Raw genomic sequence first — 12,188 nt, forward strand, 5'->3', positions numbered from 1 at the left:
CGGCATCCGCCGCCAGCCCCTTCAGCGCGATGAGCGAGGGCATCTTGCAGTCGAGCCGACCCATGGCGCTTTCGGGGCCGCTGCTTTCGACGGGGCAGCCCGCCACGATGGAGCCATGCAGCGCCGGGGCGACTTCGGGTTCCACCACGACGATGCGGGGCGCATCGCCCCAGCGCTGCCGCGCCAGCGCCGCGCAGGCACCGGCGAGGCCCCCGACCCCGGCCTGCAGGAAGATATGACTGGGCGGGGCGGGCATCTCTTCGATGACTTCCGCCATCAGTGCCAGATAGCCTTCCATCACGTGAAAGGGCCTGTCGGTATAGCCGGGCCACGACCCGTCAGAGAGCAGTTCCCACCCCTGATCGGCCGCGGCCTTTTCGGCGGCGGCCATGCTGGCTTCGTAGGTGGCCCCCTCCCGCCGCACCTCTGCGCCCTGGTCGGCAAGGCGTTCTGCAAAGGCATCGGGCACGGTATCGGCGATATAGATGACGGCGCGCGCCCCGAAGGCGGCGGCCCCCGCCGCAACGGAAAGCCCGTGGTTGCCCGCGCTGGCGGTGACATAGGTGGTGCCTGCCGCCTTCGCGTCCTGCGCGTCCCGGGCGATGACATAGGCAGCACCCAGCGCCTTGAAGCTGCCCAGCCCCATGCGCCCGCGCTCATCCTTCAGCCAGACTTCGGCGACGGATGCTTCCACGGCGATGGCCTCCGCCTGAACGAGCGAGGTCGCGTTTGCGACGGGGCATCGGGTCAGCAACGCGCGGGGGGCGTCGGCATCCGTCGATGGGGCGGGTATGTCTTCCAGCCCGGCGATGGGCAGAGGGCGGGATATGTGCAGAATGTCCATGTGGTACGGGGGCACGAGCCGGACCATTCCGTCAAGTCCTACCGTCCCCGGGAAGTGCCGGGCCGTAACTCAAGGATCCCCCCGGCAAGGCGCGCCCGCGCGACCCCATTCCAGAATATCCTGCGCGAGGGAGGTCACACCGCCGGGCGGGACGGTGCGGTCCGGCCCCGGCGCAAAGCTCCATGCCACGAAGGCCGAAATGCGCACATGTGCGGCAAGCGCTGCCGCATCCCGGCCATCGGTACGCGCGGGATCACGCAGTTTGCGGCAAAGCGCCGAACCGGAAAGACCGCGCCAGCCAAGGGAAGCGGGCGGCAACCGCCAGGCGTCATCGACGGCGGGCGGCGCATGGGGACGCTGCAGAACCGGCGCACGCGACAGGTGGCAGGTCCGGCAGGGCAAGGTCTCCGCCCCGATCCGGCTGGCCCCGGCGACGATGTTCATCCCGTGCAGGGCTCCCCCTCCCTTGCCCAACCCGTCCCAGGCGGGTCGGCCATCGTCGCCGACGTGGCAGTTCGTGCAGCGGGGATGGGTCGCGACCGGCTCGATGCGGTCCCACGCGGCGAGGCCATCCAGCGCGGCGGAGTCCGGCTGCTGCGCGGCACCCGCAACGGCAACGACCGAGAGGCCAAACGCCAGCGCCGCGCAGACAACCGCGCGGCGCCAACCAAATACCTTACAGTGAAAGAGGCCCGTCTTCAGAATTCCACGACGGCGCGGATCGACTTGCCTTCATGCATCAGTTCGAAACCGTGATTGATCTCTTCCAGCTTCAGCTTGTGGGTGATCATCGGGTCGATCTCGATCTTGCCGTCCATGTACCAGTCCACGATCTTGGGCACATCGGTACGGCCCTTTGCGCCGCCGAAGGCAGTGCCGCGCCAGACGCGCCCGGTTACAAGCTGGAAGGGCCGGGTCGAGATCTCGGCGCCCGCGGGGGCGACACCGATGATGATGGACTCCCCCCATCCCTTGTGGGCGCATTCCAGTGCGTCCCGCATGACCTTGGTGTTGCCCGTCGCGTCGAATGAATAATCCGCCCCGCCCTTGGTCAGCTCGACCAGATGGGAAACGATGTCGCCGTCGATCTTCTTGGGGTTCACGAAATCGGTCATTCCGAAATGGCGGCCCATCTCTTCCTTGTCGTCGTTCAGATCGACGCCGACGATCTGGTCAGCCCCCGCGAGCTTCAACCCCTGGATCACGTTGAGCCCGATGCCGCCCAGCCCGAAGACCACGCAGCGCGCGCCGATCTCCACCTTGGCGGTGTTGATCACCGCGCCGATGCCCGTCGTGACGCCGCAACCGATGTAGCAAATCTTGTCGAAGGGCGCGTCCTTGCGCACCTTGGCCAGTGCGATTTCGGGCACGACCGTGTGGTTGGCGAAGGTGGAGCAGCCCATGTAGTGGTGGATGGGTGTGCCATCGAGCATGGAAAACCGCGTCGTGCCATCGGGCAGCAGGCCCTTGCCTTGGGTGATGCGGATCTTCTGGCAAAGGTTCGTCTTGCCCGACAGGCAATATTCGCATTCGCGGCATTCGGGAGTGTAGAGCGGGATCACGTGATCGCCCGGCTCCAGCGTGGTCACGCCTTCGCCCACTTCCAGTACGACACCCGCCCCTTCATGGCCGAGGATGGCGGGGAAGATCCCTTCGGGATCGTCGCCGGAACGGGTGAATTCGTCCGTATGGCACAGGCCGGTGGCCTTGATCTCCACCAGCACCTCGCCCCGCTTCGGGCCCTCGAGGTTCACTTCCATGATTTCAAGCGGTTTTCCGGCTTCGACAGCGACGGCGGCACGGGTCTTCATCATGGGGCATCTCTCCGGGTTCTGGTTGCGGGCCGAGAGGACCAATCGGGCCGCGGGATGTCAAGTGCGCCAAGGTCGCAGATGGCTCTGCCTCACGCGTCTGTCATCAGGCACGCACCGGGGCGTTCGTCTTGATCCGGCGCAGGATCACATTGGTCTGGGCCGAATTCACTACCGGCTGCATGAAGAGGAACTGTTCGAGAAAGGCGTTGTAGCTGTCGATATCGCGGCACAGGACCCGCAGGTGATAATCTGCCTGACCGGTCGTGGCATAGACGTCCATCACCTCGTCCCGCTGCCGCACGGCGGCGATGAAACGGTCCAGCGCCTCGGTGTCGTGGCGGGTAAGATGCACATGCACGATGGCCTCGAACCCGAGGCCCAGCGCCTGCGGGTCGACCACGGCGGCATAGCGGGTGATGATGCCCGCCTCCTCCAGCGCCTTCACGCGCCGCCAGCAGGCCGAGGCGGAGATGTTCAACTGCTCGGCAAGCTGGGCATTGGGCAGCCGGGAATCCCGCTGCACCAGCAACAGCAGTTTGCGGTCGGTGTCGTCCATGCGCGAATTATCCGCTTTTCGTCCAGATACCGGACAATCCTTTCACATTGTTATGCGCTGCGCACCCGAAAAGAACGCATTCCGCGCCCGCCCTGCGCTATGCTGGAAACAGGAGGACCCCATGACCGAACCCGCGCCCGATTTTATCCGCTACCGGTTGGACGACCGCTACACCGCCACCTCGGGGCGGGTCTTCATGACCGGCACGCAGGCGCTGGCGCGGATCATGCTGGATCAGGCCCGCCGCGACCGGGCGGCGGGGATGAACACCGCCGGCTTCATCTCCGGCTATCGCGGCTCGCCGCTCGGTGGGCTGGATCAGGAATTGTGGCGCATCGCGAACCGGCTGCATGAGAACCGCATCCGCTTTTTGCCGGCGGTGAACGAAGATCTGGGCGCCACCGCCGTTCTGGGTGCGCAGCAGGCGCATCTGGACCCGCAGGCGCAGGTCGAAGGCGTCTTTTCGATGTGGTACGGCAAGGGCCCCGGCGTCGACCGGTCGGGCGATGCGCTGAAACACGGCAACGCCTATGGTTCGGCCCCGAAGGGCGGCGTGCTCGTCGTGGCGGGGGATGATCACGGTTGCGTCTCGTCCTCCATGCCGCATCAATCCGATGTGGCCTTCATGTCGTGGTTCATGCCCACGCTGAACCCCGCCTCGGTCGGGGAATATCTGACCTTGGGGGAATACGGCATCGCGCTTTCGCGCTTCACCGGGACATGGGTGGGGTTCAAGGCGATCTCGGAAACGGTGGAATCTGGGGCCAGCATCGCGCTCCCGCCGGATCGGCAGTTCCGCCAGCCGGATTACACCGGCCCCGAAGGCGGCCTTCATGTCCGGCTGGGCGATCTGCCCTCGCCGCTGATCGAAACGCGCCTGCATGACAAGCTGGAGGCGGTACAGGCCTTTGCCGAGGCCAATCCGATCGATCGCCATGTCTATGACATCCGCGAGGCCCGCTATGGCATCGTCACAACCGGGAAAGGACATCTCGACCTGATGGAGGCGCTGCGCCTTCTGGGATTGGACGAGGCCGCCTGCCGCAGGCTCGGCATCGACATCTACAAGATCGGCATGGTCTGGCCGCTCGCCCGGCGCGACGCGCTGGAGTTCATGCGGGGTAAACGCGAAGTTCTGGTGATCGAGGAAAAGCGCGGGATCATCGAAAGCCAGTTCAAGGAGGCGTTCTACGACTGGCCCGGCTCCAAACCGGAACGGATGGTCGGCAAACATGACGAGAAGCTGCGCGAACTCGTACCTTGGACGGGGGAGCTTTCGCCGCTTTTGCTGGCACCCATCGTGGCGGCGCGTCTCGCCGCCTTCTTCCCCGAAGAACACCTGCCCGAAAAGGCCGCCGCCCTGACCGACACGCCGCCGCGCTTGCTGAACGTCTCTGGTGCCACCCGCACGCCCTACTTCTGCTCGGGCTGTCCGCACAATACCTCCACCCGCCTGCCCGAAGGGTCGTCTGCCAATTCAGGCATCGGCTGTCACGTGATGGCCAGCTGGATGAACCGCGAAACCGCCGGTTTCGCGCAGATGGGCGGCGAAGGGGTGCCTTGGGTCGCAAGCTCGATGTTCAACGGCGGACGGCACGTGTTTCAGAACCTCGGCGAAGGTACATGGTATCATTCGGGCTCGCTGGCGATCCGTCAGGCCGTCGCCGCAGGTACGAACATCACCTACAAGATCCTCTATAACGACGCCGTCGCCATGACGGGCGGCCAACCCGTCGACGGCCCGGTGACGGTACAGGGGATCGCACAGGCCGCCCGCGCCGAAGGCGTGACGCGCATCGCTCTCGTCTCGGACACGCCGGAAAAGTTCCTCCGGTCCGACTTCCCGGCGGGCACCAGCTTCGATCATCGGCGCGACCTCGATACCGTGCAGCGCGAGTTGCGCGACATCCCCGGCGTGACCGTCCTGATCTACGAACAGACCTGCGCCACCGAAAAACGCCGTCGCCGCAAACGCGGCCTGATGGAGGACCCGGCGAAATTCGTGATGATCAACGATTTGGTCTGCGAAGGCTGCGGGGACTGCTCGGTTGAATCGAACTGCCTGAGCGTTGAGCCCAAGCGTACTGAATGGGGCACCAAACGGCAGATCAACCAGTCTACCTGCAACAAGGACTATTCCTGCCTGAACGGTTTCTGCCCCTCCTTCGTCACCGTCGAAGGCGGAAAGCGGCGGCGGAAGAAGGGCGTCGATCTCGATCCGCTGACGCTGGCCCATGCCCTGCCCCAGCCCGATCTGCCAAAGCTCGACACGCCGTATGATCTGCTCGTGACGGGGGTGGGTGGCACCGGCGTCGTGACCGTCGGAGCGCTCATCACCATGGCTGCCCATCTCGAAGGACGCGGCGCATCGGTGCTGGATTTCACGGGTTTCGCGCAGAAGTTCGGCACGGTGCTCGGCTATGTCCGGCTCGCAGAAACGCCCGATGCGCTGCATCAGGTCCGCATAGAGGCGGGGGCCGCCCATGCCGTGATCGGTTGCGACGCCGTGGTCAGTTCAGCGTCCAAAGCCTCCGCCCACTACCGCAAAGGAACGCGCATGGCGCTGAACCGGGCCGAGATGCCAACCGGCGATCTGGTGCTGAACCGCGATGCGGATCTGCGCATCGATGACCGCGAAGCCGCTATCGCCTCTGTTGTGGGGGCCGAAAACCTCAGCGCCTTTGACGCGAACCGCATGGCGCAAACACTGATGGGCGATGCGGTCTTTGCCAACGTGATGATGCTCGGTTTCGCGTGGCAAAAAGGGCTGGTGCCCGTCTCGCTCATGGCACTGGAACAGGCGGTCGAGCTCAACGGCGTTGCCGTCGATAGCAACCGCGAAGCGCTCGCCTACGGGCGCATCATGGCCGCAGACCCCGGGCGGCTCACCCCCGTGCTGCCGCAAGAGGAACCTGCCGACGAAAGAATCGACACCCTTGTTGCGCGCCGGGCCCACTATCTGACAGGCTATCAGAATGCCGCCTACGCCCAGCGCTACCGCGACACACTGAGAAACTTCGCCAATGCACTGCCGAATGGCACAGAAGCGTTGCAAGCCCCTGCCGCGCGCGCGCTCTTCAAGCTCATGTCATACAAGGATGAATACGAAGTCGCGCGGCTGCATCGGGACGCGGGCTTTGCCAAACGCATCGCCGAGAATTTTGAGGGGGACTACAAGGTGCATTACCACCTCGCCCCCCCGCTTTGGCCCACCGGGCGCGATACCCGCGGCCGCCCCCGGAAACGCAAGTTCGGCCCGTGGATGGATACGGTCTTCGCCCTGCTGGCACGCCTCAAACCCCTGCGCGGCACTTGGGCCGATCCTTTCGCCTATGGCGCTGACCGCAAGCTCGAAATCTCTCTTGTCGGCTGGTACGAGGATTTGCTGTGCCGCGTTCCGGCGCGCGTCACACCCGATACGCTGGACAGCATGCGCGCCGTGCTCGAAGCACCGATGGACATCCGCGGCTACGGTCCGGTGAAGGAAAAGGCCGCCGAAGAAGTCCGCGCCCGCGTCGACACCCTGCTGGCCGAACCCGGCTGAGATTCACGCCCCGCGACGCCCCCTTCACCCTTTCAAAAATACTCACAAGCGGTGACCGGGCCGCCCGGGGCAACGCCGCCGAAGGAAAACCCGCCAAGGCTCAGGGCAGAATTTCGGTGTTGAAATCACCCCGCAAGGCCGCTTCGAGCAGTTCCAGATCGGGCGAACAATCGCGGTATTGATAAAGCTTGCCGGGCGGGATGACGAAGGCGTCACCGGGCTGCAGGGCGCGGTCCTCCTCACCCTCGGCACTCAGCGTCATGTTGCCTTCCATGACGAAAGTGAAGTGGATGTCGGCGTCATGCCGTGCCGGCGGGGGCGTTCCGCCCTCGAACCGCGCCACCTGAATGCCTGCGACGCCCTTGGTGCCTGCCGTGATCCCGGTATCCCGGGCGACAAAGCCCGGAATGCGAAAGGCCTCCCAAGCGGCGCCTTCCCGGACATGATGCACAAAGACCTGACCGTCCCATTCGCGCGCCGGGTCGCCCCGCCCGTTGGGCAAGGTCATCTCGTGGTCGATAGTCGTCACATGTTCCGCCGGCACACCGATTTCGATCACCTCGATGTCCGGTGACGCATGTACGACGCGGTGGCGGATACCGGGGGGCTGGGTCACGCAATCGCCCGCGTTCAGGCGGATCAACGCGTCGCCCTGATCTTCGTAGTAGATGTCGACCCAGCCACGGTAGCAATAGATCAACTGAAAACCGACCGTATGGTAATGGACCATGTCCGGCACCGGCCCCCCGTCCGGGATGCGGATATGGCTGGCGATGATCGAGCCGCCCAGCCGCGACGGGATGAGATCGCGGTAATGCATGCCCGCACGTCCGATGACCCAAGGCGCCTCGTCCCGCAACCGGCGCACGGCGAATTCGTGCTGCGTTTCGGGCTGGTCCACCGATGGGGTCAGCGGCACAACCTCCACCCGCGTGCCATTGGGCGCGGTCAGGCTGCGCGCACCACCGGCGAAATCATCGGGGCTGTCCGTCAGGATGCGCAGCACGCCGGGCGGCACATCCGCGCCCTTCTCGATCCGGACCCTGAGGCCATGGCCGGAAAAGCTCGCCACCGAAGGATCATCCGCCGGGAAGATCGTTTCCAACCGCATCCCGAGGGTTCGGGTGAAGAAGGGCAGATCGTCGCGCAATTCCTGCGTGGGCAGCAGGACTTCGGCCTGGATGTCGGACGGCGGCATGGAAACTCCGATGGGGATGAGTGTCGTGCGGATTGGTATCACACGGGACGCGGCACGCAATATTCCGGGCGGGATTGTAAGGCCCCCCTGCCGCTTTCCGTCAAACCGATTGACCGTTTCGCCCTCCTGCAGCACTCTGGGACAGGGGCACCGCGATACCTGACGCCCCCCGGAACCAAGGGAGTTCATCGCATGAACTTGACATACCGCCCCGCAACCGCACTGGGACTGATCCTCGGCCTCGCGCTGGCCGGTACCGGCGTCGCTGCCGCCGAGCTCGTGGTTGGCATGCAGCAGGAACCCACGACGCTGGACCCGACAGCGGATGCCACCGCCTCCATCGATGCGATGCTGACGCAGAACGTCTTCGAATCGCTGACCATCGTGAACGAAAGCGGCGAGGTGGAGCCCAACCTCGCCACCGGCTGGGAGGTTTCGGATGACGGTCTGACCTATATTTTCACGCTGGCCGAGGGTGTCACCTTTCACGACGGTTCGACCTTCGATGCCGAAGACGTCGTCTTCTCCTTCGATCGCGCCATGGCCGAAGACAGCGTGAACCCCTCCAAGGACATCTTCAAGACGATCAAGGATGTACGCGCCATCGACCCCCGCACGGTAGAGATCGAGCTGTCCGAAAAGGATGCCTTCTTCCTCTTCAACATGGGTCAGGGTGACAGCGCCATCGTGGCAAAGGAAACAGTAGACACCAATGCCACCGATCCGGTGGGCACCGGCCCCTTCAGGTTCGATGGCTGGACCCGCGGCGACCGGCTGACGCTGGTGAAGAACCCCGATTACCGCGATGCGGGCGATGTGGCGCTCGACCGGGTGGAATTCCGCTTCATCTCCGATCCAGCGGCGGCGACGGCGGCAATGATGGCCGAGGAGTTGGATGCCTTCCCCGGTTTTCCCGCCCCTGAACTGCTGCCCCAGTTCGAGGCCGATCCGCGCTTCAACGTGAATATCGGCTCGACCGAGGGCGAAGTCATCCTTGCGATGAACAATGCCAAGCCCCCCTTCGACAACCCCGACGTGCGCCGTGCCGTGGCCACGGCGATCGACCGCGAAGAGATCATCGAAGGCGCCATGTACGGGCAGGCCCTGCCCATCGGCAGCTTTTACCCGCCGCATGGCACCGCCTATGTCGATCTGACGGATGCCTATCCTCACGACACGGCCAAGGCCCGGCAGATGTTTGAATCCGCGGGTATCGCGGGGCAGACGATGACGCTGCGCGTGCCGCCCTTCCCCTATGCCATGCGCTCTGCCGAGATCATCCAGAGCCAGCTTGCCGAAGCCGGCATCGACGCCAAGGTGGAGAACGTCGAATGGGGTTTCTGGATCGACGAGGTCTACAAGCAGAAGAACTACGACATGACGATCATCGCGCATACCAGCCCCAACGACATGGGCAATTTCGCGCGCGGTCCCGACTATTTCTACGGCTACGATGACCCGCAATTCACCGCCCTGTGGAACGATATCCAGACCGAAGCGGACCCGGAGCGGCGCAACGAGTTGTTGCGCAAGGGTCAGCAATACCTGAGCGATCAGTCGGTGCACGCGTTCCTGTTCCAGCTTCCGCTGCTGGGCATTTTTGCCAAGGATGTCGAAGGCTACTGGGCGTCGTCGCCCGTGCTTTACATGCCGCTCAAACAGGTGAGCAAAGGCGGCTGAGCCCGCCGAAGCGGCCTGTGCGCCGAGACGCAGCGCAGGCCGCCCGGGTAAGGACGCTGGAACCGGATGGGATATTTCCTTCTTCGACGGACGGCGGGATTCATCGCCACGCTTCTGGTGGTGTCGCTGGTCGTCTTCGGGATCATGAACGTCCTGCCGGGCGATCCTGCGCTGACGATCCTCGGGCTCGATGCCACGGATGATGCGCTGGCGGCCCTGCGCACTCAGCTTGGCCTCGATGCGCCTGTGCATCTGCGATACCTGTCGTGGATCGGCAATGCGCTTCAGGGCGATCTGGGGCAGAGCCATTCGTTCCGCGTTCCCGTCTCCGGGTTGATCGCGGAACGGCTGCCCATGACCATCTCGCTGGCGGTGGCGGGGATGCTGCTGACGATCGTGATCGCGCTCGGGCTGGGCATCGGCGCTGCCGCGCGCCACGGCGGCCCGGGCGACTGGGGGGTAATGTTCCTCAGCCAGCTCGGCATCGCCATTCCGGCCTTCTGGCTGTCGATCCTGCTGGTCCTGCTTTTTGCGGTGAAACTGCGCTGGCTGCCGCCCGGCGGCTTTCCCGGCTGGTCCGATCCGGTCGCCGCGATGCGGGCCCTGCTGCTGCCCACCATCGCGCTCGCACTGGTGCAATCGGCGGTGCTGGCCCGGGTGACACGCTCCTCCGCGCTGGAGGTCATGCGCCAGGATTTCGTGCGGACCGCCCGCGCCAGCGGATTGTCGCGCCGGCGCACGCTCTGGCGGCATGTGCTGCCCAATGCACTGGTTCCGATCATCACCATCGTCGGCATGCAGTTCGCCGCACTGGTCACGGGAACCATCGTGATCGAGAACGTCTTTTACCTGCCCGGTCTGGGGCGGCTCATCTTCCAGTCCATCGCCAACCGCGACCTGCCGACCGTGCAAGCGCTTGTCATGCTCTTCGCGGCCATCGTGGTGACGGCGAACTTTGTCGTGGATCTGCTCTATGTGGTGATCGACCCCCGACTGAAGGCACGGGCCTGATGCGCGCCCTGCCCGCCAATTTCATCCTCGGCGCCGTGCTGGTATCGATCGTGGTGGGCATCGCCGCCCTGTCATTGGTCTGGACACCGTGGGACCCCACGGCGCTCAATATCCGAAACAAGTTCGCCGACCCCTCGGACGCGCATTGGCTGGGGACGGACCAACTGGGTCGCGACGTGGTATCGCAGTTGATGGCGGCGGCCCGCAATTCCATGGCGGTGGCGCTGATCGCGGTGCTCGCCGGGGGCGCTATCGGCGTCTCGCTGGGGCTGCTCGCCTCCGCGCTCGGTGGCTGGGTGGAGGATATCGTGATGCGGCTGGCGGACCTCGGCTTCGCCTTTCCCGCCCTGCTTTTCGCGATCATGCTGGCGGCGGTCTTCGGCCCGTCGCTCACGAATGCCGTCATGGCCATCGCCTTTATCAACATCCCGGTGTTCGCCCGGGTGACCCGTGCCTCGGCCAACCAGATCTGGACACGTGACTACGTCGCCGCGGCGCAAGCTGCAGGGCTCAGCCGCTTTGCCATCAGCCGCGACCATATCCTGCCCAATATCGGGGCTGCGGTGATCGTGCAGGCCACCATCGAATTCGCTGTCGCCATCCTCGCCGAAGCGGCACTGAGCTATCTTGGTCTCGGCGCCCAGCCCCCCGCATCCAGTTGGGGGCGGATGCTCGCAGAGGCGCAGACGCTCATGTACCTCGCCCCGCAACTGGCCATCTACCCGGGGCTCTGCATCGTTGTGGCGGTGCTGGGCTTCGGGCTTCTGGGCGACGGTTTGCGCGACATCACCGATCCGCGGCTGTCCAGGGCGCGCGCCGCATGATCGAGTTGCAGGATTTCTCCGCCGCCTTCGGGCCCGCCGTTGCCCTGCGCAGCGCCAGCCTTCGGATCGAGAGGGGCCAGCGGCTGGGCGTCGTCGGTGAAAGCGGTTCCGGCAAGACGATGCTGGCCCTCTGCCTGATGGGCATGGCCCCCGAAAGCGCGCGGCTGACGGGGCATCTGCGCATTGACGGTCGGGATATGACCCATGCGCCCGAGACTGCTTGGCAGGCCATGCGCGCCCGCCGCGTGGCGATGATCTTTCAGGAGCCGATGTCGGCGCTGAACCCCTTGCGCCGCGTCGGCGACACGCTGATCGAACCGATGCGCGTTCAACTGGAGATGACCCGGGGCGCGGCCCGGACCCGGGCCCAGAGCCTGCTGGAAGAAGTCGGCATCCCCGAGCCGGAGGCGCGCCTGCGCCAGTTTCCCCACGAACTCTCCGGCGGGCAGCGGCAGCGTGTTCTGATCGCACTCGCCTTGGCCTGTGATCCCGATTTGCTGATCGCGGATGAACCGACCACCGCGCTCGACGCCAATGTGGCGCTGCGGATCACCGATCTGCTGGTTCGGCTGGCAGAGGAGCGGGGCATGGCGCTGGTCTTCATCAGCCACGATCTGGCGGCGGTGGCGCGTGCCACGCGGGACATTGTGGTGATGTACGGCGGCGACATGGTCGAACGGGGCACGACCCGCAGTGTGCTGGACGACCCGGCCCACC

The 12,188-nt window shown here is 65.2% G+C and carries 10 protein-coding genes; 5 read left to right on the forward strand and 5 right to left on the reverse strand.

The features are described from left to right. The 4 genes from A3764_RS03290 to A3764_RS03305 all read right to left on the reverse strand — a co-directional run. Window positions 1-844 (reverse strand): pyridoxal-phosphate dependent enzyme (locus tag A3764_RS03290; RefSeq protein ID WP_067951159.1); only part of this gene is annotated, 844 nt, incomplete at its 3' end. Between the two features lie 69 nt (window positions 845-913). Further along, a complete protein-coding gene (locus tag A3764_RS24510) occupies window positions 914-1,288 on the reverse strand; it encodes a hypothetical protein (RefSeq protein WP_150121350.1) in 375 nt (124 codons plus the stop codon). A gap of 254 nt (window positions 1,289-1,542) precedes the next feature. Further along, window positions 1,543-2,655 carry an S-(hydroxymethyl)glutathione dehydrogenase/class III alcohol dehydrogenase gene (locus tag A3764_RS03300; protein ID WP_067928556.1) on the reverse strand — a complete coding sequence of 371 codons (1,113 nt, stop codon included), beginning with the start codon at window positions 2,653-2,655 and terminating at the stop codon, window positions 1,543-1,545. Window positions 2,656-2,761: 106 nt separating this feature from the next. After that, window positions 2,762-3,214 carry an Lrp/AsnC family transcriptional regulator gene (locus A3764_RS03305; RefSeq protein ID WP_067928551.1) on the reverse strand — a complete coding sequence of 151 codons (453 nt, stop codon included), beginning with the start codon at window positions 3,212-3,214 and terminating at the stop codon, window positions 2,762-2,764. A 121-nt stretch (window positions 3,215-3,335) separates the two neighbouring features. On the opposite strand from A3764_RS03305, the gene A3764_RS03310 reads away from it, so the two are divergent. Then, the gene (locus tag A3764_RS03310; RefSeq protein WP_067928547.1) at window positions 3,336-6,758 is read left to right on the forward strand and encodes an indolepyruvate ferredoxin oxidoreductase family protein; all 3,423 of its coding nucleotides are present in this window, start codon (window positions 3,336-3,338) and stop codon (window positions 6,756-6,758) included. Between the two features lie 100 nt (window positions 6,759-6,858). Here A3764_RS03310 and A3764_RS03315 read toward each other — a convergent pair whose 3' ends face one another. Further along, complete coding sequence (locus A3764_RS03315) at window positions 6,859-7,956, reverse strand: cupin domain-containing protein (RefSeq protein ID WP_067928544.1); 1,098 nt, start codon at window positions 7,954-7,956, stop codon at window positions 6,859-6,861. Window positions 7,957-8,148: 192 nt separating this feature from the next. Between A3764_RS03315 and A3764_RS03320 the strand changes: the two genes are divergently transcribed. The 4 genes from A3764_RS03320 to A3764_RS03335 form a co-directional block, all read left to right on the forward strand. Further along, window positions 8,149-9,636: an ABC transporter substrate-binding protein gene (locus A3764_RS03320; RefSeq protein WP_067928541.1), complete on the forward strand. Its 1,488-nt coding sequence runs from the start codon at window positions 8,149-8,151 to the stop codon at window positions 9,634-9,636. A 66-nt stretch (window positions 9,637-9,702) separates the two neighbouring features. Next, window positions 9,703-10,647 carry an ABC transporter permease gene (locus tag A3764_RS03325; RefSeq protein ID WP_067928536.1) on the forward strand — a complete coding sequence of 315 codons (945 nt, stop codon included), beginning with the start codon at window positions 9,703-9,705 and terminating at the stop codon, window positions 10,645-10,647. Beyond that, window positions 10,647-11,471: an ABC transporter permease gene (locus A3764_RS03330; protein WP_067928534.1), complete on the forward strand. Its 825-nt coding sequence runs from the start codon at window positions 10,647-10,649 to the stop codon at window positions 11,469-11,471. Before A3764_RS03325 ends, A3764_RS03330 begins: the two co-directional genes overlap by 1 nt. Next, a partial coding sequence (locus A3764_RS03335; protein WP_067951166.1) for an ABC transporter ATP-binding protein occupies window positions 11,468-12,188 on the forward strand: 721 nt, incomplete at its 3' end. The genes A3764_RS03330 and A3764_RS03335, both read left to right, overlap by 4 nt.

It is taken from the genome of Sulfitobacter sp. HI0129, assembly GCF_001635395.1.
In the GTDB taxonomy this organism is placed as follows: Bacteria; Pseudomonadota; Alphaproteobacteria; order Rhodobacterales; family Rhodobacteraceae; genus Sulfitobacter.